Origin of the sequence: Candidatus Poriferisodalis sp., from assembly GCF_965215815.1 — a bacterium.
Lineage (GTDB): Bacteria > Actinomycetota > Acidimicrobiia > Acidimicrobiales > Poriferisodalaceae > Poriferisodalis.
This window is the reverse complement of record NZ_CBDCEO010000012.1, coordinates 1,165,660-1,188,837: the sequence shown is the minus strand read 5'-3', so window position 1 is coordinate 1,188,837 and position 23,178 is coordinate 1,165,660. Positions and strand designations below refer to the sequence as shown.

Sequence of the window (23,178 nt, the reverse complement as noted above, 5' to 3'; positions counted from 1 at the left end):
TGAATCGACGCAGGGCCAGATCAGCTAGTCGGCGGAATCGAGCAGGTCCAGCATTTCCGCTGCGGCGTGGGCAATTACCGTGCCGGGCGGATAGATCGCTGCGGCACCCGCAGCTCGCAGCGCATCGAAGTCCTGCGGTGGGATGACGCCGCCGACGACGACCAGGATGTCGGGCCGGCCCAGCTCGGTGAGCGCGTCCCTGAGCTCGGGGACCAGCGTGAGATGCCCCGCCGCCAGCGAGGAGGCACCCACGACGTGTACATCGTTTTCGACGGCCTGGCGCGCTGTCTCGGCAGGTGTGCTGAACAGCGGGCCGATGTCGACGTCGAAACCGAGGTCGGCGTACGCGGTGGCCACCACCTTTTGCCCCCGGTCGTGACCGTCCTGGCCCATCTTGGCGATCAGGATGCGCGGCCGACGCCCCGTCCGCTCGCCGAAGGCGGCCGCACGGGCGCGCACCGCATTGACCGTGGCCGCCATCGGATTCGTGCCGTCGGGGCCAGATTCGTTGCCAGCCATCTCGCTCCCGTACACGCCGCTGATCGTGCGGATCTGCGCAGTGTGCCTGCCGAACGCGTCTTCCATTGCCGCGCTGATCTCTCCCACGGTGGCATGGCAGCGCGCAGCGTCGATGGATGCGGCCAGCAGATTTCCCTCTCCGGTGCGCGCTACCTCGCGCAGCGCATCCAGAGAGCGCGTTACCGCGTCCGGATCACGCCCCGCGCGCAGCCGGTCCAGCTTTGCAAGCTGCGCGGCGCGCACCTCGGCGTTGTCGATTCGCAGAATGTCGACCTCGGCGTCGAGCTCGGACCGGTAGCGGTTCACCCCGACGACCGTCCGCTGACCCGCCTCGATGCGTGCCTGCGTGCGGGCGGCGGCCTCCTCGATGCGCATCTTGGGAATCCCGGCTTCGATGGCGCGGGCCATGCCGCCGAGCTGCTCCACCTCGGCAATGTGTGTTGCCGCCCGCTGCGCAAGCTCGGAGGTGAGGCGCTCCACGTAGTAGCTGCCGCCCCAGGGGTCGATCACCCGGGTCGCGCCGGCTTCGTGCTGCAGGAACAGTTGCGTGTTGCGGGCAATGCGGGCGCTGAAGTCGCTTGGCAGCGCCAAGGCTTCGTCGAAGGCATTGGTGTGCAGGCTCTGGGTGTGGCCGTCGACGGCGGCCATGGCCTCAATGCACGTCCGCACGACGTTGTTGTACGGATCCTGCGCCGTGAGCGACCAGCCTGAAGTTTGGCAGTGGGTTCGCAGCGAGGTCGACCGTGGGTTCTCCGGCTCAAAGGCAGACACCAGCTTGGCCCACAGCAGCCGGGCGGCCCGCAGTTTGGCGACTTCCATGAAGAAGTCCATGCCGATGCCCCAGAAGAAGCTGAGACGCGGTGCGAAGTCGTCGATGCCCATGCCGGCGCCGATGCCGCACCGCAGGTACTCGAGGCCGTCCGCCAGCGTGTAGCCGAGCTCGAGATCGGCTGTGGCCCCGGCTTCACCCATGTGGTAGCCGGAGATCGAGATCGAGTTGTAGCGGGGCATCTCGGCTGACGTGTACTCGAAGATGTCGCTGATGATCCGCATGGAGGGCTGGGGCGGGTAGATGTAAGTGTTGCGGACCATGAACTCCTTGAGAATGTCGTTCTGAATAGTCCCGGTGAGCTGCGCGGGGGCGACACCCTGCTCCTCGGCCGCCACGACATAGAGCGCCAGGATGGGCAGCACGGCGCCGTTCATGGTCATTGACACGCTCATGTGGTCGAGCGGGATGCCGTCGAACAGCGTGCGCATGTCCAGAATCGAGTCGATGGCCACACCGGCCATGCCGACGTCTGAAGCCACCCGGGGATGGTCGGAGTCGTAACCCCGGTGGGTTGCGAGGTCGAATGCCACTGACAGGCCACGTTGGCCGGCCGCGAGGTTGCGCCGGTAGAACGCGTTGGAGTCCTCGGCGGTGGAGAAGCCTGCGTACTGGCGGATCGTCCAAGGCTGGTTGGTGTACATGGTCGGGTACGGACCGCGCAGGTATGGGGCGAAGCCGGGAAACCCGTCGAGGTACGTGCGCCCCACCGGACCGTTCGGGTCGGGGTTCGTGCCGCCGTCGTACAGGCTGGCGATGTCCGCAGCGACGTACAGCGGCGCCACGTCGATGCCCTCTGGCGTGGCAATGGGAGCGGGGGAACGGCCGCTCTCGGAGGCGAATCGCTCCGCCCACGCAGCGCGGCTCGCGCCGTTGCTGCTCGGCTGTGCGAGCTCGGCGTCGTCGAGCTCAAGGTTCGAGAAGTCCCCGACGACGCTCATGGCCCTGCCGATCCGGATTCGTAGGGCGCTGCCCAGCGGTGTACGCCCAGTCCGAGGTCGAGCGTGGCTGCCGACGCTCCAGCGTGGGCGCTCGCTTCGGCCGAATCCACGAAGTCGGTGACGCCCACAAGCACCTGGTCGCCCGCCGCGATGCGTTCGTCGCGTTGCGCTCGTTCGTCAGCGATCAGTGCATCCAACTCGCCGCTCGCCACCGCAGCGCTGATGCCGCCGGCCGCTTCGATCTCTCGGAATCGGTCCCAGGCTGCGTGCGCCACCTTGCGCGTGAGGTCTTCGAGGTACCAGCTTCCCCCGGCGGGGTCGATGACCGATCCGATGCGGCTTTCGTGGCGAAGGATCAGCTGCGTGTTGGCCGCGACGCGCCACCCCAGGCCGCTCGACGCCGCCCCGGCGGTGACAGCGTCGAAGGGGCGAACTGTGATGGCGTCGACACCGCCGTTCGCGGCGCCGAAGGTTGCCGTCGTGGCGCGCAGCATGTTCACCCACGGGTCGAGGGCGCTCAGCATTGCCGTCGAGGTGACGGCGTGAAGGTGCATCGGCAACCCCTCTCCGCCTGTGCCGTCGACGCCGCATGTGCCCAGCACCCGGGTCCAGCACATGCGCAGTGCCCGGCACTTGGCGGTCACCAAGAACGGGTCGGGTCCTGCCGACAGCGTGAAGCCCAACAGGCGGGCACCCGCACCCGGGTCGAGTCCCGGACCGTCGGGGTTGTCGCAGATCGCACGCAGCCACGCAACCCCAGTTGCCAGCATCGCAGCCACCTCGGTGGCATCCGAAGCGCCGGCGTCGGCGAAGACTGAGCCGTCAGCTTCGAAAGGCACGGCCTGGGGCGAGCGCTGGGTGAATTCGGCGGCGCTGCGGGCTGCGTCGCACATCTCGGCCACGACCACGGTGCTGTTGCCGGCATCGGCCCCGAACCAGCCGCTGGCGACGGCTGCGATCGGGTCGAGACCCAGCCACGATTTCATGCGATCGGCGTCGACACCGTGTTGCTCAAGTACGTCCAGCAGCGCAGCCGCGTGCGCAGGCGAGGTGCCCGACTGCAGATGGATCGTCACGCCGGCCCCGGCGGCATCGCCAATGCCAGCCGCGAGCGCGGCGCGGTCACCTTCAGCATCCCAGCCCCGGGCGACGGTGACGGCATCCACGCCTGATGTCGTGTCGGTGGCGATGGCGTCGGGTGTGCCCGGCAGCGTGACGTCGTGGATCTGGCGCACTTCCCAGCCGCCATAGCCGCTGGTCGCAGCAGCCCCGCGGGTGTACGGCGCCGCACCGGGAACTCCCGCCGGATCACCCTCGGTGCTGTACCGGTGCGGCGAGTAGAGCGGGGCGGTTTCGATGCCCCCGAGCAGCGCCGAGTGCAGCGACGAAAGCAGCGCCCCGCGCAGCGCACCTTCGGCGGCCGATTCCCAGTCGTCTTCGGAGACGTGAGCGAAGCCGGGATCGGCGAGCAACGGGGGCTTGTGCGACGTGGGCACGGATCGCAGGGTAGCGGTGGCTCCAGTGGCGACTGTGGTGTGAGCGTCGGGTAAGGACCCGCGCGGGTCGGCGACCGGCAGCGCCACGGAATCCCAGACCCACGGGGAATCAAGTCGCCCAAGCTCACCCACGCGCTCAGCTCTTGAGCCTCGGGCCAAGCCAAGTTCGCAAGCGTCGGCGCAGGCCGGCTGTGCGTCCTCCCGAAGGTGAATCAGACGGCTCGTGTGGCAGGTGGCGTTGCCGTGGAATTCGTAGCGACCACTGGCGACAGCGATCGGCGTGCTGACCAGTGGTCTTGCATGTGCGCATCGACGATTTCGGCGAGTTTCAGCAAGCAGTCAGCGGAGTATCTCATCTGGTGGCGCTGCGGCAGACGTTCCAATGCAGCCCCATGGCCTGGCCGCGTGAATACATGAGCGGCTGGTTTCAATGTGCGGAGTATTGTCATCGAGCGGTCCAGTAGGGAGTTTGTCGAGGCGTGTTCGTGGCGGGCGTTGGGTTTCTGCGCTGTTGGCCGTGGTGCTTGCGGCCCCCTTGGTGCTGCCCGCCGCGGCAGGCGCCCAAAGCGGGGGTGCATTTCTCGGCGGTGCCGAGCCGTGGACCGAGTCGGACTGCGCTGGTGATATGCCGATCGTGGTCGGCTCTGATGCGGCTGCTCAGTCCGACATCTACAGCGCCGTGACGCTCGCTGGGGTGGTGGGCACGGATTGTCTGATCCTCGCGGGGCCCCGCGACGGCGCGATGCCAGCCAGCCAGCGGGCACGGCTCAACGCCGCAGCCGATGGCGGGTTCGTTCTCGGCGGCATCGCTGCGGTTCCCACCGCAAAGATCGAAGGTCGTGACATGACACGCCTTGGCGGCGAAACCCGTTGGGCCACGGCGCAGCTCGTCGGACGACGCGCCAGCGGTGACGCCGCCGCCGGCACCAGCACCGCAGCTGAGCCCACCGTTGAAGAGACCGAGGCGGAAGAATCCGAAGGGGAGGAAACGCGTGTCGAAGGCTCCCAAGAAGGAATTCCAGACCCTGTACAACCAAATCAGGCTTTTCTAGCTTATAGAGAAGAGGCTAGAGCCCTCTTTAAAGATTGCCGCGAAGGTGACGCAAACAAATGCGACATGCTGGTGCAGCTGAAAAGTGACTTTCTTGGCTGTGAGTTTTCTCTTGAAAGAGGGCTGTGTCAAGGATACAGCTACGATGAGTACTGGGCTTTAGTGAGTAGCTTAGCCTGTCCAGAAGGTTGGACTCTGGGTAATACCAGTCAAAAATGTTATCATCCCGACCTCTACGAGTAGCGCTGACACTCATCGGGGTACGCTCTTGAGCACCACCCCTCCCCCACAAAGAGGGGAGGGGTGGTAGCTCAATACTGCGCATGCCGAATCATGAGACCTTTGTTATAGCAAGGCGTTGAGATCCAGTCATCTTGGCCGCGAGTTCTCGCCTATCTTGCGTTAGCGTCGACATCGTTCAATAGTGCACGCATGGTCACTATCTGGGTTTTCCCGTGCAGACGTTGCGATTTGACGGTGCCAGGATTGCGATCAATATTCGGAACTCAAGGCAACTAAACAACTCGAGAGAAAGGACTTCAGGAATCAAGCGACGAGTGGCCCAGTCAACCCTGCCCGCGCCGAAAGGAGATGATCGGTATTCCGGTCCCTGATCGGTCCGTTCCATGTTTTTGAGCGTGGCGTGGTTATTGCGCAACGGAATCGATGTTTTGAGGCGGTAATCGACAGGAAAGACGGAAGATCTATATCTCGCATATACGGTGCAGGTATATCCCTAAACTCGTGGCTGTTTTTGCGTGTGATTGGTGTGGTACATGTGTATGCTATTGTCATGTTCGCCGACCTGTTGTACCGGCTCGACGCCGACGGCTCGGAACCTTCCGAGGCCGGGTTCGACGCTGCAGGTGCCGAGTTGGCGTGGCCGAATCCGGCGGCCATTTGGCGCTTCGACGACTCGCATTACGGCTGCGCCGATGCGACCAGGGCGCCGGACGGTGCTGGCGACATGGCGGATCCTTTGGCCGCGCGGAATGATTCGCTGGGGAACAGCTTGCTGCGCAGCGACAGGAGCGGGGTGGCGGCCGTCGTGAGCGAGTCGCCAGGCGATGCGGCCGAACGGGCTGGTTCGCGGTCGGACGCCGGCTGCGCCACTGAGGCCGGGTCCCCAGCCGGCTGCGTCGAGAACGAGGACCTGGGTTCGTTGGGTTACGGCGATCTGAAAGATCTCGTGGTCGAGCTGGCTGGCGAGCGCGCACGCATCGAAGGCCGCTATCTGGCCGCGGTGGGAGAATTGGCGTCGCGCAACGGGGCGCAGTCCGCTGCGTACATCTTGCGTGATCAGACGCGTCTGAACGCGTCGCAAGCCCGCACCGAAGCCCGTCTGGCCGAAAGCCTGGTCACCGGGGGCATGACAGCGACGCTCGACGCGTTGCAGGCCGGTGAGATCGGGTTGTCTCATGCGAAGGTGATCGCCCGGGAGGCTCCCAAGAAGCATCGTCGCAGCGAGGCAGAGTTCATCGAGTTGTGCCGGGCCTATCCCTCCGACACCGTGGCCCGTCACCCGCTGGCGTACCAGAGCCTGCAGGTGTTCGCGGATCTCGAAGCCGAGGCCGCCGCCGAGAATCTCAGCCCGATCGACGCCGAGCTCGCACAGCAACGTGCGCAGCGTTGGGGGTCGATGAAGCTGGGCGACGACGGCATGTGGCATCTCAACGGCAAGTTCGACTTCATCGCCGGACGCCAGGTCAACATCGCTTTGCAGGCCATGGTGCGGTCGCTGCGGCGCCGCGCCGAGAATAACGACGGCGCCGATAACGACGACGCCCTCAACGGCACGACGGCGGGTCACGATGACTCGAACGCCGACACCGACAGCGGTGCTGTGGTTGTTCCGACGAGGGCGCAGCTCACCGCCGACGCGATCAGCGACCTCATCGCCGGCACAACCAACATCCGTCGGGCCAAGACGAGCTTGGTGATCATCGCGGACTACGACATCGTCAACGACCGGCTCGTCAACCCTCGCCTCGATGACGGCACGCCTATCTCGGCCAAGATGCTCGCCGACCATGCGCTCGACGCCAACGTGCTGCCCGCAGTGTTCAAGTCGGACTGGTCCGAGCTGGCATTGGGACGCACCCGCAACGCCAACGACGCCCAGCGGCTCATCCTCGCAATGCGCGACCAGGGCTGCATCGGCTGCGACCTCACCCCGGAGCGCACCGAGGCCCACCACATCGACTACTTCGAGAACGGCGGCCCCACCGAGATACCGAACCTCGCATCGCTGTGCTTCGACTGCCACAGCGGCCTCCACCAGCACCACACCCCCATCGAAACCCCACCCCACGGACGGCCCCGCCTGCGACAACCCGAACCCGAAGGCAAACCACGCCTGCAGCCACCTGAACCCGAAGGCGCCGGGCCGCCCGCCCGAGCACCCGCCACCTCCCGCAGCCCATAGCCGCACTCCCGACGGTTTACATGCTGCATGACGGCGCCGAATTGCCGCACTTCGTCCAAATCCGCGCCCAGCAGTTCGTCGAGCGAGATAAGCACGCCCATATCAGCTGGCTCTTGCGAGCTGCAGCGATTTTGCGTCCTTGAGAAATCCTTTGACTCGATCACGTACTGTCCGCCGCGCTGACGCCAGCGGGCCGGGGGATTTGGGGGCAACCGTGGCATCCTTGCCCGCATGAATGCCCCCGCATCGGCGTACCGCTCAGGCGCGGCGACAGCCGCCGATTCTGAGTCCCCAGAGTCCGCTGCAGAGTCGGGTGGGGACGAGCTGCCGCCCTATCGCTACAACGCCGAAATGGCGAACGAGATTGAGATGCGCTGGCAGGCGCGGTGGTGCGCAGACGGCACCTACCACACGCCGAATCCCAGCGGACCGCTGGCCGGCTCGTACGACGCTTCGGCCCCGAAGCTGTTCATCATGGACATGTTTCCGTACCCGTCGGGTTCGGGCCTGCACGTCGGGCATCCGCTGGGCTACATCGGCACCGACGTGTATGCGCGCTTCAAGCGCATGAGCGGATACGTGGTGCTGCACCCGATGGGCTATGACGCATTCGGCTTGCCCGCCGAGGAGCACGCCCGCCAGACCGGTGAGCATCCCCGCACAAACACCGTGCAGAACATCGCCACGATGTCGCGCCAGCTCGCCCGTTTGGGCCTCGGCCATGACGACCGGCGTTCGCTGGCCACGACCGACGTCGAGTACTACCGCTGGACGCAGTGGATCTTCTTGCAGATCTTCAACTCCTGGTACGACGCCGAGGCTGAACGGGCCCGCCCCATCGCCGAGTTGATCGAGCAGTTCGAATCCGGCCAACGGGCCACCGCCGAGGGCACTGCGTGGGCCCACATGAGCGAGACCGAGCGACGGGTCGAGTTGGACCGCTACCGCTTGGCATACCTGGGAGAAGCGCCCGTCAACTGGTGCCCAGCGCTGGGCACGGTGCTGGCGAACGAAGAGGTCACCGCCGACGGTCGGTCTGAGCGGGGCAACCACCTTGTGTTCCGCCGGCCGTTGAAGCAGTGGATGATGCGCATCACGTCCTACGCCGACCGTCTGCTGGCTGATCTCGACCGCGTCGACTGGCCCGAGAGCGTCAAGATCATGCAGCGCAACTGGATCGGGCGCAGCGAGGGCGCGCTGATCAGCTTCGCCGCCGACGCGGGCCCAGACGTTGAGGTGTTCACCACACGCCCCGACACGATCTATGGCACCACGGCCATGCTGCTGGCGCCTGAACACCCACTGGCCGACAAGCTCGTCGCCGACCGGTGGCCGTCGAGCACCGATCCGCGCTGGATCGGCGACGCCGCGACGCCTCGTGAGGCGCTGGAGGCCTACCGGGCCCACGCCGCGGCGATGAGCGACCTGCAGCGGCAAGAGAACCGCGACAAGACTGGCGTGTGGCTGGGGGTCAACTGCATCGTGCCCACCACCGGTGAGCCGGTGCCGGTCTTCGTGGCCGATTTCGTGCTCATCGATTACGGCACAGGGGCGGTGATGTCGGTGCCCGGCGAGGACCAGCGCGACTGGGACTTCTCCGAGCAGTTCGGGCTGCCGATTGTTCGCACTGTGCAACCGCCACCCGACTATGAACCGAAGGCCTACGTCGGCGAGGGCCCGGCCATCAACAGCAGTTTCCTGAACGGGATGGGCTCAGCCGAAGCCAAGGCCGCCATCTGCGACTGGTTGGAGGCCAACGGCCACGGCAGTCGCACGGTCACCTACAAACTGCGGGACTGGCTGTTCAGCCGGCAGCGTTACTGGGGCGAGCCCTTCCCGATCGTGTTCGACGAGACGGGCCTGCCGCTGGCGGTGCCCGAGAGCGAACTCCCGGTGGTGTTGCCAGAGCTCATCGACTGGGCGCCGAGGTCCCTTGACGAGTCCTCGGATCCCGAGCCGCCCTTGGGCCGGGCAACTGAGTGGGTGACCGCCACCTACGACCTCGGCGACGGCGACGGCGACGGCGAGCGCACTTACCGTCGCGAGCTCAGCACGATGCCTCAGTGGGCTGGGTCGTGCTGGTACTACCTGCGCTACCTCGACCCGACCAATGACGAGGTACTCGTGGATCCCGACGTGGAGAGGTACTGGATGACCGACGCTGCCGGCGGCGTCGGCGGCGTCGACCTGTATGTCGGTGGCGTGGAGCACGCCGTGTTGCACCTGCTCTATGCCCGCTTCTGGCACAAGGTGCTGTACGACCTGGGGCACGTTGGGGGGCCCGAGCCGTTCGGTCGGCTCTACAACCAGGGCTACATCCAGGCCGCCGCGTACCAGGACCAGCGTGGCGTGTACGTCGAAGCGTCCGAAGTGGACGAGCGCGACGGGAAGTTCTTTCACGGCGATAACGAGGTGACGCGCCACTTCGGGAAGATGGGCAAGTCGCTGCGCAACGCTGTGACGCCGGACGACATCTACGGCGCGTACGGGGCAGACACGCTGCGGACCTATGAGATGTTCATGGGGCCGCTGGATCAAGGTCGGCCGTGGGAGACCCATTCGGTGATCGGCTCGCACCGATTGCTGCAGCGTGTGTGGCGGAACCTGGTCGACGAACAGACCGGTGCGCTGACAGTGTCAGATGACGAGCCTGATGCGGATCTGGAGCGCTGGGTGCACCGCACCATCGCTGCGGTCACCGATGCCATGTCGGATCTGCGCTTCAACTCGGCCATCGCACGAATTACCGAGCTGAACAACGAGCTGACCCGCCGTGACGGCCCGACTCCCCGGCCGGTCGCCGACGTGCTGGTGCGGCTGCTGGCGCCGCTGGTGCCGCACCTCGCAGAGGAACTCTGGTCAAAGCTGGGCAATTCGACAACGGTCGTCTACGCCCCGTTCCCGGTGGCTGATCCGGCATTGCTGGCGGCCGAGGTCATCGAGGTGCCGGTGCAGGTAAATGGCAAGGTGCGCAGCCGCATCACGGTCGACGCCGCCATCTCGACCGCCGATCTGGAGGCCGCTGCGCTGGCCGACGACCGCATCTGCGAGCTCACCGCTGGCGCCGACATCCGGCGAGTCGTGACCGTACCGGGCAAGCTGGTGAACATCGTGCTGGTGTAGGCCAGCAGCAAGAGACACGTCTGGTGAAAGCCAGCAGCAATCGATACTCGCTGGGGGACCAACATGAGCGGCAAGGAAAAACGCGCGCTGGGCGTCACGGCCACCGAGACTCACGGCGGCAAGCTCGCAGCGCGGGCGCTGAAGGCAGCCGGCGTGGAATGCGTCTTCACTCTGTCCGGCGGTCACGTCATGGGGATCTATGACGGCTGCCTCGACGAGGGCATCGACATCGTGGACGTACGCCACGAACAAGCGGCCGTGCACGCTGCCGATGCGTGGGCGCGCCTGCATCCGGGCAAGGTCGGCGTGGCCATCCTCACCGCAGGCCCGGGAGTGACTGACGGCGTGACCGGCGTTGCGAACGCCTGGCGTGCCAACTCGCCGATCTTGGTCTTCGGAGGTCAGGGACCGTTTCGTCACGCCGGACGGGGCTCGCTGCAGGAGATGGACCACGTGTCGCTCATGCGACCCGTGTCGAAGTGGGCGGGCGCGTGCCTCGAGACCCGCCGAATCGCCGAGTACATCGAGCTGGCGGTACGCACGGCGCTGAGCGGTGTGCCCGGGCCTTCTTTCTTGGAGATCCCCATGGATGTGCTGCACGGCAACGTGGATCTCGACGCGGTGGCCATACCGCCGTTTCGCGACTACCGAGTCGCGTCGGCCGCACCCGCCGATGTGCTTGGGGCCGCAGCAGAGATCATCGCCGGCGCCCGAACGCCCGTGGTGATGGCGGGCACGTCGCTGAAGTGGAGCGAGGGCGGTGCTGCGCTGGCTGCTTTTCTGGATGCCACGGCCATCCCCTGCTACGTGAACGGCATGGCCCGCGGCGAGGTCAAATGGGACCATCCGTCGTTCCTGTCGCTGACGCGGTCACAGGCGCTCGCCGGGGCTGACGTAGTGATCCTTGCGGGAACGCCGCTCGATTTCCGAATGAAATTTGGCCGTGCCATCCCAGCCGACGCCCGCATCGTGCAGCTTGACCTGGACGAGACGCTCATCGGGCAGAACCGTGCCGCCGAAGTGGGACTCGTCGGCAACCTGGGTGCCAACTTCGAGGCGCTGTTGGAATTGTTCAAGTCGACCGGCGTCTCGGTGGACGCCTCGGCGCACCTGGCTGCACTCGCCGCACGCGAGGCCAAGCTCGACGACGCTCGCAACGCTGAGCTGAACAGCGACGAGGTGCCCATCGACCCCCTGCGGCTGTGCCGCGAGATCGCCGATGTCGTGACCGACGACATGATCGTGATCGGCGACGGGGGCGACATTGTGGCCCAGGCATCCAAGGTCATCCGCGTGCCGCGCCGTGGTACATGGATGGACCCCGGTCCGCTCGGGACCTTGGGCGTGGGAATGCCGTTCGCACTCGCTGCGCAGAAGGCTCACCCCGACAAGCGGGTGCTGATCGTGTACGGCGACGGTTCGTTCGGCCTGAACGGCTTCGAGTACGACACGGCAGTGCGCTTCGGCCTGCCCATTGTGGGCGTCGTCGGCAACGACGCGGCGTGGGGCCAGATGCTGCGGCCACAGGCCAGCCTGTACGGCCAGGATCGGGTCGTCGCCACCGAGCTGAACTACACCCGCTACGACAAGGTGGTCGAGGCCATGGGCGGCCACGGCTCCCATGTCACCGAACCCGGCGAGATCGCACCGGCGCTGGCGCGAGCGTTCGACTCGGGTCTCCCGGCATTGGTGAACGTCGAGATCCGCCAGGATCGCGGAGCCATGAAGGGCTCCACTTACGTGTAACGACGCACAAGGTCGGGACTGACTGCGCGCATTCGAAGTAATGCACATCGTCTGATGTCAGCGGGCGCATTCGATACGCTGCATTCCGCACAACGCGATCCCATGCATCTAAAAGGCTGCACCGAAGCATTCGTAGTATAATGAATCGGATACAATGCAAGCACTCCTCCAGGACGGCCCGCAGCGATGACCGATGACGCAAACACACGTCCGACGAGCACAGGCCCGCCGCAGGTCCGGCCTGCCGGTGCCAAGCATCGACGCTCTATTGACGTCTACACGGTGGAAGGCATGGGTGCCGCGCTTGCCCGGCTGCGTCGCGAGACCGGGCTCACGCAGACCCAGTTCGGTGAGATGGTCGGCGCATCGCGCCCGTGGGTGTCCGATCTGGAGCGTGGCAACCTGCGCGGCGGACAGCTCGATACGGCACTGGCGTGCATCCATGCGTTGGGCTACCGCATCGTGCTGGCAGGCATCGATACCAAGCCCTCGGTGCTCGACGATCTGAAGAACAGCATGCGCCGCGGCCCCCTCGCCCGCCGCGTCGATTCAGGCAGCGAAAACCACCCGTGACGATGACGAGGCAGCTCGCAATCCTGCTGAACGGCAGGATGGCCGGCATGGTCCACGACGATGCCGATGGCGCCTCATTCGTCTACGACGACGATTACCTCGACGGCGGCCCCGATTCTGTCCCCCTGTCGCTCAGCATGCCGCTGACGCGACGGCGGCACCCCGGGGGTGCGATCAAGACATGGCTGCAGGGCCTGCTCCCCGACAACGCCGAACTGCTCCGGTACTGGCAGCAGGGAACCGGTGCAGCCTCGGTGGATCCATTCGATCTGCTCGCCACCGCGATGGGCCTCGACTGCGCCGGCGCGGTGCAGGTTTGTCCCGCCGCGGAAGCCGACACTGCACTGTCCCGCGGCGGGAGCTATGAGCCGCTGAGCGAGGCGGAGGTGGCGCGGCGACTGACGTCCATCCGGCACCGAACGCACCTCGCGAGAGATGTCTCTGTGCCCGGCTACTTCAGCCTCGCGGGAGCGCAGGCCAAGATCGCGCTCCATCGTCTCCAGGGCGCGTGGCATCAGCCGCACGGCACTGCCGCCACCACGCACATTCTCAAGCCTGCTGTTTTCCTGACACAGCACCAAGCCGTCATCGAGCACCTGAGCATGGCCGCGGCGAGACGCTTGGGGCTGCCCGCAGCGGGCACGGAGGTGGCCGTCTACGACGGCTGCGACACGGTCATCGTGGAGCGCTATGACCGTCGGCACGTCGGCGGCCGCGTGCTGCGGCTGCACCAAGAGGACATGTGCCAGGCCTTGGGCCTGGCCTCGACGCTGCGCTATGAGCAGCAGGGCGGGCCGTCGCAGGCCCGGATCGTGCGACTGCTGCGCAGTTACTCCACATTGCCTGCCGACGACATCGCCGACCTGGTTGATGCGTTGGTCTACAACTGGGTCATCGGTGCCCCCGACGGCCATGCCAAGAACTTCAGTCTTCTGCTGGACGGCGCTGAGGTGCGCTTGGCGCCGATGTACGACGTGTGCACTGTGCTGCCCTACCTGGATCCCGAAGAGACGCCCATGCATGCGTTCGCCGTCGGCGGCAGCCACGCGGTCGCTCCAAACGAGGCGGTGCTGTGCTGGACCCGCTTCGCCGCTGATGTCGACTTGCCCGCCGACCCGCTCCTCGTTCGCATCTGCGACATTGCCGCTGCTGTGCTTGACGCCTTCGCCGCTGAAGCAGCGCTGTTGCCGGGCGACCTCGCCTCCTCCCCCCGCGTCACCTTGCTGCTTGATCGCCTCGGCGCCCGTACAGAGGCCTGCCTCGCCCACGTGTGTTGAGGCGGTGATGTGTCAAGCGAGGTGCCCGGGTCACGATCCTGCCTTGGCCCGCCCGATGGCCCGTAGGGCCGGATTCGGCCGGCGGCTCTACGCTCAGCACATGTGCGGGCGCTTCGTATCAGCGGCGGATTTGGAGGCGGTGGCGGCGTACTTCGACACCCCATTGCCTGGCTTCGATGCGCCTCGCAGCTACAACGTGAGCCCGACCACCGACATCGTCGCAGTTGTGGGCGCGGAGGATTCCCGCCGGCTCGAAACGTTCCGGTGGGGCCTCGTGCCGCCGTGGTCCAAAGACCCCAGCAAGGGCCCGCCGCTGTTCAATGCGCGATCGGAAACGGCGGCGACGAAGAACTCCTTCCGCGGCCCGTTCAAGCGCCGCCGATGCATCGTTCCCGCCGACGGCTTCTACGAGTGGCCAAAGGCGCCCAAGGGCACGAGCAGCGACGACCGCCCGCTGCCGCACTACATCACCCGCGCCGACGGCGGCATGCTCGCCATGGCTGGCCTGTGGGAACGATGGTCGCCACCCGACGATGCCCCCAGCGACGGCGGCACCGGCGAAGGCGACGGATCGCAGACCGCTCGATCAGCGCTGCATTCGGCCACTGTGCTGACCACCGCAGCCAACGGTTTCATAGTGCCGATTCATGACCGCATGCCAGTGCTGTTGGAGCGTTCTGCGTGGGATGCCTGGCTCGACCCATCCAACGACGACGTCCACGAAATGTCGGCCATGCTCGTGCCCGCGGCTGAGGGGGTCCTGCGCTCGCATGAGGTCGGCCGTGCTGTGGGCAACGTCCGTAATCGCGATGCCAGTCTCATCGAGCCGGCCGAGTCGGATCAACTCTTCTAGCGCCCCTTCAGTGCCATCGGAGCCGCACCACCAGGTGGCGCCTGCGCTCAATCGACCAAAGCAGCTCGAATGGCCTCGGCCGGCCCGGCAAGTTCGGCGGGATCCGCCATCGGCAGGGCACGGGCGAAATTCATATCCGCCATGGAGTCCACCGGGCACACGTGGATGTGGCAGTGGGGTACCTCGAAGCCGGCGATGATAAGACCGATCCGCTCGGGCCTCAAAGCGCGCATCTGCGCCTCGCCAATGCGGCGGGAGACGTCGAACAGGTGTGCCTGCAGTTCGAGCGGGACGTCCAGCCAGTGGTCGATCTCGGCGATCGGCGCTACAAGCGTGTGGCCCGGTGACAGCGGGTTGACGGACAGGAATCCGACGCAGTGTTCGTCCCGCCACACAAACGTCCCGGGCAGTTCGCCTTCGATGATGCGCGTGAACACTGTGGCCATGCGCGCATCCTAAAGATGCGCCGTCGGCTCATGCGCGCATCCTCAGCGGCTTGGTTGTTGCGGCTCTGGTGTGGCTGGCGTCGGTACTGTGAGCCCGATGAGCGGGGCTGCGGATTCATCGTTGACCGAGAGTCCCGGGTGGCGGCCCTTCACGGTGCCGAACCTGATCAGCCTGGCTCGACTGTGCTGCCTGCCGTGGTTCGTGTGGCTCGTATTCGGCGCGGAGGACCGCTGGGCCGCCGCGCTGCTGCTTGGAGTGCTGGGCGCGAGTGACTGGGTCGACGGCTGGGTAGCGCGGCGTTTTAACCAAGTGTCCGAACTCGGCAAGATTCTCGATCCGACGGCGGATCGCCTGCTGCTGCTGGTGGCGCTCGTGGCGATGATCGTCGACGGCTCGCTGCCGATCTGGATTGCGGTGCTTGCTCTTGTGCGAGAGGGCGGGGTGGCCGTGGCAGCAGTGGTATTGGCAGCGGCCGGCGCCCGCAAGATCGACGTGACCTGGTGGGGCAAGACGGGGACATTCCTGATGATGTTCGCCGTGCCGTGCTTCCTGGCAGGTCTCAGCGACATCGCCGCAGCGGACGTGTTTCGTGTGCTGGCCTGGGTGTTTGTGGCAGTCGGGCTGCCCATTCACTATTGGTCTGCATTCGGCTATGTGCCCCAGGCGATCGCCGCTGTTCGGGAGGGACGCGCCGCCCGGCGAGGCTCCTGAACGCAGTGGGGCTGCTGATGAAGGGTTGGGTGCCACGAGCTATTCGTGTGACAGCGATCCGGTAAGTTCGCGAACATGGAGATTCCCGCCGAGCTTCACTACTCGAGCGATCACGAATGGGTACGCCCCACACAGGGGGGGCTGCAGGTGGGCATCACCGATTTCGCACAGGATGCGCTCGGCGATGTCGTGTATGTGGAGTTGCCAGAGATCGGCGCGGTGGTCACCGCCGACGAGGCAATGTGCGAGATCGAGTCGACCAAGTCCGTCTCGGACATCTTCGCCCCGGTATCGGGAGAGGTTGTCGAAGTGAACGTAGCGCTAGAAGACGAGCCGCAGATGGTCAACGAATCCCCCTATGGCGATGGATGGATGTGCGTGATCGCCCCGACTGATGACGCTGCGCAGGCGTCTGCGGAGATGGAAGCGCTGCTTGACGCCGACGGCTATGCCGCGTTGATCGCCGAGGACGTCTGATTGTCATGGCTGTCATCTGCGGTTCGTGCGGCAAGTCGAGCGCTGACGATGCCCGCTTCTGTTCCGGCTGCGGGAAGCGCCTGGACCCAACCGCCGATGCGCCCACGGAGGTGCTGTCGCCGGTGGGTGCCACCGAGATTCCGCCCTACAGCGGCGCGGGGGAGTTCGTAGTCACATCAGGGCACCGGTCGGGGACACGATTCGAACTGGCTGGCGACCGGGTCACCGTGGGGCGCCATCCCGACAGCGACGTGTTCCTCGACGACGTCACCGTGTCGCGGCGCCACGTGATTCTCGAACTGGGCCCCGCCGGTCACATCCTGCGCGACGTGGGCTCGCTGAACGGCACGTATGTCAACGGCAATCGCACTGACGGCGCAGTGACCCTGCGGGGCGGCGACGAGTTGCAGGTCGGCAAGTTCAAGCTGCTGTACCTGGTCTCCTCGGTCGGGCTGTGAGCGCCCGGTCCGAGCCTGAATCCAAGAGAGGGCGGCTGTCGATCGGCGAGGTCGTGTCCTTGCTGCGGCCCGAGTTCGGCGATCTGACCGATTCCAAGATCCGATTCCTCGAAGATCGCAAGCTCATCTCGCCGGCTCGCACGTCGGGGGGGTACCGCAGCTTCGGGCCCCACGACATCGAGGTGCTGCGCTGGATCCTGACTCGCCAGCGCGACCAATACCTGCCGCTGGGCATCATCGGGGAACGCATTGATCGAGGCGAGCACCTCGTGGACATCTGGGGCATCGGAGCCCACGATGCCGGCGAATCGCCAACCCCAACTGCTGCTGGCGAACCCGAGCCAGCGGCGGCCCACGAGCCAATGGAAGAGGCTGCAACGGCGACGCCAGCTGACAGCGATGACGCCGAGCGCTCCAGATCGACCGAGGTGCAGGCGACTGGCGTCGCAACACAGCCGCCGTGGACTGCTCCGGACGACTTCCGGACGTTCAACACGGCAGAGTTGAGCGCCGAGAGCGGGCTCACATTGGCCGAGGTTGCCGAGCTGACCGAATTCGGGCTGCTCGTGCCCCTCGACGAAGCCGATGCTGCGGGGGCCCTGCCGCGCGGGGGAGCGGCTGTGCAGGCTTCCCTCGAGCTTGAGCCGTCCGAACCCCGCTATGGCAGCGGCGCGTTGCTCGTCGCCCGCATCTCACGCGAGTTCTCCACGTACGGCCTGCAGGCCCGCCACTTGCGTGTCATCCGAAATGCCGCGGCGCGCGATGCCGCCATGTTCGAACAGGGCATACAGCCGGTCCTCCATGCCGGTGGCGCATCCGCTGCCCTCGACGCGCAACGCTCCCTTGGGCGCCTGGTGGCGCTGTGCGAGCGCTTGCGGTCCCAGGTGATGGGGGATGCGCTGCGCCGATACTGGCGCGACGCGGGCCCATAACCCGGGCTCATGGCTCACAGGGGCCGAAGTAGTGTTCGTCGCATGGTCGAGATGGAGCTTCTTGGCGTGCAGGTGGAGATGCCCTCGCAGAGCCCGTTGCTGCTGTTGCGTGAAACCGCCGGCTCCCAGCGAGTGCTGCCGGTTGTGATTGACACGCCTGAAGCCCAAGCGATCTACCGCGGCATTGAGCAGATCCGCGTGCCGAGGCCGCTCACGCACGACCTGATGGCGGCCATCTTGGACGTTCTCGGAGCGACACTCGTCAAGGTCACCGTCACCGACCTGCGTGACCGCACCTTCTTTGCCGAGATGGAGGTCACCATCGGCTCGGCCACCCATACGATCTCCGCCCGGCCAAGTGATGCAGTGGCGCTGGCAGTGCGCGCCGACACTCCCATCTTCGCCAGCGAGTCCGTGCTTGAGGAGGCGGGGCAGATCATCGAACTGCCTCCGGATCCTCCCGCCGATGTCGACCCCGATGAACTCCTCGACGAGTTCAAACAATTCCTTGATGACGTGCAGCCCGACGACTTCGGGCCCGCGGCGGAGGCAAGCGACCCAGAGTGAGACGCGGTGACCGGACCGCCGCCGCGGTCCGATCAGCGATGCGACCTCGCAGTCGGGCTCGAGTGACCTTCGATCTACGTCGTGAACGGCATCGTCATCGGCCACCTGTCCTACACCTATGGGCTCAACGACATTCCGTTGCCTTCCGACGGAGATTGGGCCGTCGACGTCATCGATCCCGATGCCATCGCGGCCGAGGCTCAGGCTGCAGTGGCCGCGGGAGCTGAATTCGTCATCCTGAGCATCCGGTGGGGCGCCGAATACACGAGTGTGCCCAGCGCCAGCCAACGCAGACTCGCCAACAATCTGCTCGCAGACAGCGGTATTGGACCGAACCGGCGCGGCGTGCTGGAGCGCTCGTGGCAGCGCACCGCCGGTGTGCTGCGTGCCGAGGGCGTCGATGTCGTGATCGAGGGCGACCCCGCAGGCACGCAGGCCATCTCGGGGGCGCCGGACATTCCATCCGTATGGCCCCTTGCGCGGCGGTGACGCGCCCCCGTACGCTCTTGGGAGGCACAGATCACAACTTGGTAGTTCGCAGAGTGTGATTTGCCGGGTGCTGCCTGGGCAGTGGAGGAGACACCAATGGCCGAACAGCAGCGAGCTCCCGCACCGATTCCGGATCGCCTCGAGGGCGATGTTGCGCCGATGCCGCAGCCGGACCCTCCCGCCGGACTAGCCGGCGCGGGCGCGCTCCCGGCGGCCGAAGCGGATGCGGCTGGAGCGATCATCGAAGGATTCTCCAGCAAGCAGGCCGAGAAGATCGTGGGGATCAGCTACCGCCAGCTCGACCACTGGGCTCGCAAGGGACTGGTGCAGCCGTCGGTCGCGCAAGCCGCAGGCAGCGGGTCGCGGCGTCGCTATTCCTACAACGACCTCGTCGAGTTCAAGATCGCCAAGAAGATGCGCGACCAGGGCATCGACCTGAAGTCGATCGCTAGGGCGTTCGACTATCTGCGCAACCAGCTCGGAGGCGAGGTTGCCTCGGCCAACATCGTCATCAGCGGCCGAGATGTGCTGTGGGCCGACGACGACCAGGTGCTCAGCCTGCTGCGCCAGGGTCAGGCAGCCATGCTGACAGTGCTGCCGGTGGCCGGTGTGCGGCGTGAGCTCGACGCAGACGTAGTCAAGCTGCTCCCCGACGAGCCCATTGCTGTGCAGCTCAGCTTCGACATCGGGGACGAATCCGACACTGACAGCACCAGCTGACGCCCCGCAAACGTCCCGGGCCGGTGCTCAGTCGGCTCTCTTCAGTCGGGCTCGTCGGTCGGCACGAATTGCAGCGACGCCGAGTTCATGCAGAAGCGGTCGCCCGTCGGCCGCGGTCCGTCGGGAAAGACGTGACCGAGGTGCGCCCCGCAGGCCTTGCACATCACCTCGGTACGGACCATGCCGTATGCGCGGTCGGCCTCGGTGTCCACCGCTTCGCCCGAGACGGGCTGAGTGAAGCTGGGCCAACCAGAACCGCTCTCGAATTTCGTCTCTGAGCTAAACAACTCGGCGTCGCACACCACGCAGTGGTATCCGCCTTCGTCATGGTTGTCCCACGTCTCGCCCGTGAACGGCCGCTCGGTGCCTGCCTCCTGGGTGACGTGGTACTGCGTCGGCGAAAGCCGCTCGCGCAGCTCGGACTCGGTGAACGTGACAGGGCCCTCGGTCATGGGCACCACGGTAGTGACGTAACGGACCGTCGGCAGGTCGCGGCGGCAGCAACCTCGACACGGATCGGGTGGAGGGCCACGAGCCGAATGCAGCAAGATGCTGGCAGGAGCAGCGTGCGACGGCCTGCCGTTAGCCCGGCAGGAGTACCGGGCGTGAGCCCCAGCAGATCAGCGCTCCGTCACTTCGTATCCCACACGAGTTCTCTTCATCAAGGCTGATGGCGGTGAATGTTCCCGATGGCGCATTTGTCTGGCCGTCTCGGTTGGCACCCCAGCAAATGGCGGTGCGGTTGGTGCGCAGCCCGCACGAATGGCGTTGTCCGATGCTGATTGCGGTGAATTGTCCTGGAGGCGCATCCGATTGCCCGTGGTCGTTGTTGCCCCAGCACGCGATGGTGTGGTCAGTGCGCAATCCGCAGGAATAGCCTATGCCGAGGCCAAGTGTTGCGAACGTCCCCGATGGCGCATCGGCCTGGCCGGCGCTGTTGCTTCCCCAGCAGGTGACGGTGCGGTCGGTGCGAAGTCCGCACGAGTGATATCGCCCGGTGCTGAATGTGGTGAATTCTCCCGGCGGCGCGTCCGAATGACCCTCTCTGTCCCCATAACCCTTTCTGTTGGCGCCCCAGCAGACGATGGTGTCATCGGCGCGCAACCCGCACGAACGGTGGAGGCCAGCAGCTACTGAGGTGAATGTCCATGACGGCGGGTCGGTTGTCATGCTGTCGGGCGTGTCGTCGGCGAGGTTGCGGGCTTGGTTGCCGACGAGCTGGGCGGTGTCCCAGCGGGTGGTGCCGGCGAGGCGTGTCATGTCGCGGCCGGCGAGTTTGGCGTCGGGCACTGCGGCGAGGCCGCCTACGACGTAGCCGCCGTCCGCGGCGTTATCGAGGCGCGCCTGTTGGGTGGCGGGCATGTCTGCGTCGCGGGGCCCAGCGAGCACGACGCAGTCCGTACCGACGATTCCCGCGAGGGTGACCGCCGAGTAGATGTCTGACTGCGCGGCAGCGTCCGAGCCCACCACGATCGGCACGTCGCCGTCGCAGTCCGACGCGACCCACGGCTCGGCGCCGTCGAGATACACACCGGGCAACTGCGCAGCGACAGCAGGCACCGGCAACCCCGACAACAGCACCACGGACAGTGCTGCGAACAGCCAGTGGAGATGTCACGTCAACGCGGCGTCCCCTTGGGTGTGACGAAGCGCCGAGCCTAATGAAGCCCGAGGTCGGGGACTCCAGTAGGCGGTGTTGGGTCGAGGCGGGCCCTTGTGCCGGTCTCAGTTCAGATGATGTCCACTTTGGGCGTGAGCGCCCGGACCAGAGCGGTGGGCCATCGACGGTCGGTGGTGAGGAGTGCGTCTGCTTGATGGACGATGGCGGTTGCGATGACGAACGCATCGGGGAGCTTCAGCGACGGATACTCGGCCCGTAAGCCGGCGGCGGTCCGGGCGACATCGGCATCGGCGTCGAGAACGCCGATCGGAATGGCTGCGAGCGCTGCTTCGAATCGTAGGGTGGCCTCACTGCCTGCTTGGGCCGGATAGACGAGGCACTCGGCGAAAGCCGTGACCGGCAGCGCTAAGCGCTCTGCAACCGACGCTGCTGCTGCAAGGGCGTGGGTGGAGGCATCGTGGTGCGGATTGGCCCGTTCGAGGTGACCGATGACCACCCCGGCATCAACAACCACCAACCCGGCTGTGCTACTCCCACTCACCGCGCAGCACCTCGACCGCGTTCTCGGGATAGATGCCGTCGAAAATCCCTGCGGTCTCGGCGAGCCGATCACCGACCCGCTCGAACAGCACGCGTCCCGGTCCCAGCGCTCTGCCCTGCAACGCGTCACCGGCGACCAAGCCCGCAGCGGCGAACGCCTCAGCCGGAATCGTGACCTGGTGTTTTGAGGTGATGGTTGTGCGCCCTCGCGGACGTTTCCTTACTTCTCGTGCCATAAGTAAGACTCTATCGCCCGGGCCTTGGGGGCCGCACCGTCGTCGACGCTTGCGCGCGGAGGCAGTTACAGCGACGCGCCGACAGGTTCAGCGTTGACGTTTCGTACGATGTCGATCATCTGAGCGAGCGTGTCCAACCGGTCCGCTGCCGTAGGTCCCTCGGGTTGCAGGCGCAGGACGTCCACGCCGGCGTCTCGATACGCGCGCACCTGATCGGTGACCTGTTCGTGGGTCCCCAAGAAGTTGGTCTCGGTGACCAGCCGATCCGGAACCGCTGCTGTGGCGGCGGCGCGATCGCCGTCGAGCCATAGGCGCTGCACCCCACGGCACTCCTCCTCGAAGCCCGCCCGGCGGTATGCGTCGTTGTAAAAGTTGGCCGTGGCCGACCCCATCGCGCCCAGCGTGAAGGCAACGCCGGGACGCCGCGGCGCGATCAGCACTTCAAGATCGTCACCGAATTCGACGGCACCCCCGGCCTGGCAGGCCACCGAACCTGGCGCACGCCCGGCCATCGCGGCCCCTTCGAGCACCTGACCCCAAGTGACCTCGGGACAGCTCGGCACGAAGCACACACCCACCCAGCCGTCGGCAGCCTCCCCGGTGTAGCGCAGCGACTTGGGCCCAAGGGTCGCGAGCCAGATCTCGATGCTGTCATTGGCAGGTTGCGCGAGACGCAGAGACTTGCCCTGACCGCCTGGCAGCGGCAGCACATTGTGGCGGCCTTCGTGGGAGATCCGCTCGCCGGCGAACGCCTGGCGGCAGATGTCGACGGTCTCGCGCAGCCGCCCCAGCGGGTCGGCGAACGGAACCCCGTGGAGGCCTTCGACGACTTGTGGCCCGCTGACGCCGAGCCCCAAGATGAAGCGGTCGCCCGTCATCGCGGCCATCGACAGCGCAGTCATGGCGGTCATCACCGGGGCCCGAGCCGATATCTGCAGGATTCCGGTGCCGAGCTTCACCCGTTCGGTGACTGCGGCAAGGTACGCCAGCGTGCTGACGGCGTCCATGCCCCACGCCTCGGCTGACCACAAGATGTCCACGCCAAGACGCTCGGCTTCGCGCAGGAATTCGACCTGCTCGTCCCAATCACGCCGCTTGCCCGACGCCGGCCCGCCGAATCCGATGGCTGTGCGCATCAGCGCACCCT

22 protein-coding genes are annotated in these 23,178 nt (G+C 66.2%); 14 read left to right on the top strand and 8 right to left on the bottom strand.

The features are described from left to right. Nucleotides 1-24: 24 nt before the first annotated feature. Together scpA and ACOOHB_RS07250 are read right to left on the bottom strand one after the other, a co-directional pair. Nucleotides 25-2,289: a methylmalonyl-CoA mutase gene (scpA, locus tag ACOOHB_RS07255; protein WP_420444126.1), complete on the bottom strand. Its 2,265-nt coding sequence runs from the start codon at nucleotides 2,287-2,289 to the stop codon at nucleotides 25-27. Then, nucleotides 2,286-3,785 carry a methylmalonyl-CoA mutase family protein gene (locus tag ACOOHB_RS07250; protein ID WP_420444125.1) on the bottom strand — a complete coding sequence of 500 codons (1,500 nt, stop codon included), beginning with the start codon at nucleotides 3,783-3,785 and terminating at the stop codon, nucleotides 2,286-2,288. Before ACOOHB_RS07250 ends, scpA begins: the two co-directional genes overlap by 4 nt. Nucleotides 3,786-4,410: 625 nt before the next feature. On the opposite strand from ACOOHB_RS07250, the gene ACOOHB_RS07245 reads away from it, so the two are divergent. The 7 genes from ACOOHB_RS07245 to ACOOHB_RS07215 all read left to right on the top strand — a co-directional run bounded on the left by ACOOHB_RS07245 (nucleotide 4,411) and on the right by ACOOHB_RS07215 (nucleotide 14,833). After that, nucleotides 4,411-5,079, top strand: a complete 669-nt coding sequence (locus tag ACOOHB_RS07245) for a hypothetical protein (RefSeq protein ID WP_420444124.1) — start codon at nucleotides 4,411-4,413, stop codon at nucleotides 5,077-5,079. Nucleotides 5,080-5,629: 550 nt separating this feature from the next. Continuing rightward, the gene (locus tag ACOOHB_RS07240; RefSeq protein ID WP_420444123.1) at nucleotides 5,630-7,261 is read left to right on the top strand and encodes an HNH endonuclease; all 1,632 of its coding nucleotides are present in this window, start codon (nucleotides 5,630-5,632) and stop codon (nucleotides 7,259-7,261) included. A 231-nt stretch (nucleotides 7,262-7,492) separates the two neighbouring features. After that, on the top strand, nucleotides 7,493-10,384 hold the full coding sequence (gene leuS, locus ACOOHB_RS07235) for a leucine--tRNA ligase (RefSeq protein ID WP_420444122.1): 2,892 nt from the start codon (nucleotides 7,493-7,495) through the stop codon (nucleotides 10,382-10,384). 63 nt (nucleotides 10,385-10,447) lie between these two features. Next, complete coding sequence (locus ACOOHB_RS07230) at nucleotides 10,448-12,130, top strand: thiamine pyrophosphate-binding protein (RefSeq protein ID WP_420444121.1); 1,683 nt, start codon at nucleotides 10,448-10,450, stop codon at nucleotides 12,128-12,130. Nucleotides 12,131-12,421: 291 nt separating this feature from the next. After that, nucleotides 12,422-12,703: a helix-turn-helix transcriptional regulator gene (locus ACOOHB_RS07225; protein ID WP_420444120.1), complete on the top strand. Its 282-nt coding sequence runs from the start codon at nucleotides 12,422-12,424 to the stop codon at nucleotides 12,701-12,703. A 2-nt stretch (nucleotides 12,704-12,705) separates the two neighbouring features. Then, a complete protein-coding gene (locus ACOOHB_RS07220) occupies nucleotides 12,706-13,980 on the top strand; it encodes a HipA domain-containing protein (protein ID WP_420444679.1) in 1,275 nt (424 codons plus the stop codon). Between the two features lie 100 nt (nucleotides 13,981-14,080). Further along, nucleotides 14,081-14,833 carry an SOS response-associated peptidase gene (locus ACOOHB_RS07215; protein ID WP_420444119.1) on the top strand — a complete coding sequence of 251 codons (753 nt, stop codon included), beginning with the start codon at nucleotides 14,081-14,083 and terminating at the stop codon, nucleotides 14,831-14,833. A gap of 47 nt (nucleotides 14,834-14,880) precedes the next feature. Here the strand turns inward: ACOOHB_RS07215 and ACOOHB_RS07210 are convergent, their stop codons facing one another. Further along, entirely contained in the window at nucleotides 14,881-15,279 is a 399-nt protein-coding gene (locus tag ACOOHB_RS07210; protein ID WP_420444118.1) for an HIT family protein, read from the bottom strand. 97 nt (nucleotides 15,280-15,376) lie between these two features. Between ACOOHB_RS07210 and ACOOHB_RS07205 the strand changes: the two genes are divergently transcribed. The 7 genes from ACOOHB_RS07205 to ACOOHB_RS07175 all read left to right on the top strand — a co-directional run bounded on the left by ACOOHB_RS07205 (nucleotide 15,377) and on the right by ACOOHB_RS07175 (nucleotide 19,634). Further along, the gene (locus ACOOHB_RS07205; protein ID WP_420444117.1) at nucleotides 15,377-15,991 is read left to right on the top strand and encodes a CDP-alcohol phosphatidyltransferase family protein; all 615 of its coding nucleotides are present in this window, start codon (nucleotides 15,377-15,379) and stop codon (nucleotides 15,989-15,991) included. Nucleotides 15,992-16,066: 75 nt separating this feature from the next. After that, entirely contained in the window at nucleotides 16,067-16,468 is a 402-nt protein-coding gene (gcvH, locus tag ACOOHB_RS07200; protein WP_420444116.1) for a glycine cleavage system protein GcvH, read from the top strand. A 5-nt stretch (nucleotides 16,469-16,473) separates the two neighbouring features. Further along, nucleotides 16,474-16,926: an FHA domain-containing protein gene (locus ACOOHB_RS07195; protein ID WP_420444115.1), complete on the top strand. Its 453-nt coding sequence runs from the start codon at nucleotides 16,474-16,476 to the stop codon at nucleotides 16,924-16,926. Further along, complete coding sequence (locus tag ACOOHB_RS07190) at nucleotides 16,923-17,858, top strand: MerR family transcriptional regulator (RefSeq protein ID WP_420444114.1); 936 nt, start codon at nucleotides 16,923-16,925, stop codon at nucleotides 17,856-17,858. The genes ACOOHB_RS07195 and ACOOHB_RS07190 overlap by 4 nt, the downstream gene beginning before the upstream one ends. Nucleotides 17,859-17,900: 42 nt before the next feature. After that, a complete protein-coding gene (locus tag ACOOHB_RS07185) occupies nucleotides 17,901-18,425 on the top strand; it encodes a bifunctional nuclease family protein (RefSeq protein WP_420444113.1) in 525 nt (174 codons plus the stop codon). An 81-nt stretch (nucleotides 18,426-18,506) separates the two neighbouring features. Then, nucleotides 18,507-18,914: a CapA family protein gene (locus ACOOHB_RS07180; protein WP_420444112.1), complete on the top strand. Its 408-nt coding sequence runs from the start codon at nucleotides 18,507-18,509 to the stop codon at nucleotides 18,912-18,914. A gap of 96 nt (nucleotides 18,915-19,010) precedes the next feature. After that, entirely contained in the window at nucleotides 19,011-19,634 is a 624-nt protein-coding gene (locus tag ACOOHB_RS07175) for a MerR family transcriptional regulator (protein WP_420444111.1), read from the top strand. Nucleotides 19,635-19,675: 41 nt separating this feature from the next. On the opposite strand, the gene msrB is transcribed toward ACOOHB_RS07175, so the two are convergent. From msrB to ACOOHB_RS07150, 5 genes are all read right to left on the bottom strand, one after another. Further along, a complete protein-coding gene (gene msrB / locus ACOOHB_RS07170; RefSeq protein ID WP_420444110.1) occupies nucleotides 19,676-20,086 on the bottom strand; it encodes a peptide-methionine (R)-S-oxide reductase MsrB in 411 nt (136 codons plus the stop codon). A 130-nt stretch (nucleotides 20,087-20,216) separates the two neighbouring features. Beyond that, entirely contained in the window at nucleotides 20,217-21,194 is a 978-nt protein-coding gene (locus tag ACOOHB_RS07165; RefSeq protein WP_420444109.1) for an RCC1 domain-containing protein, read from the bottom strand. 170 nt (nucleotides 21,195-21,364) lie between these two features. Then, on the bottom strand, nucleotides 21,365-21,796 hold the full coding sequence (locus ACOOHB_RS07160; protein ID WP_420444108.1) for a type II toxin-antitoxin system VapC family toxin: 432 nt from the start codon (nucleotides 21,794-21,796) through the stop codon (nucleotides 21,365-21,367). Further along, complete coding sequence (locus tag ACOOHB_RS07155) at nucleotides 21,783-22,031, bottom strand: AbrB/MazE/SpoVT family DNA-binding domain-containing protein (protein WP_420444107.1); 249 nt, start codon at nucleotides 22,029-22,031, stop codon at nucleotides 21,783-21,785. The genes ACOOHB_RS07160 and ACOOHB_RS07155 overlap by 14 nt, the downstream gene beginning before the upstream one ends. Before the next feature lie 65 nt (nucleotides 22,032-22,096). Then, the gene (locus ACOOHB_RS07150; RefSeq protein WP_420444106.1) at nucleotides 22,097-23,167 is read right to left on the bottom strand and encodes an LLM class flavin-dependent oxidoreductase; all 1,071 of its coding nucleotides are present in this window, start codon (nucleotides 23,165-23,167) and stop codon (nucleotides 22,097-22,099) included. Nucleotides 23,168-23,178: the final 11 nt, after the last annotated feature.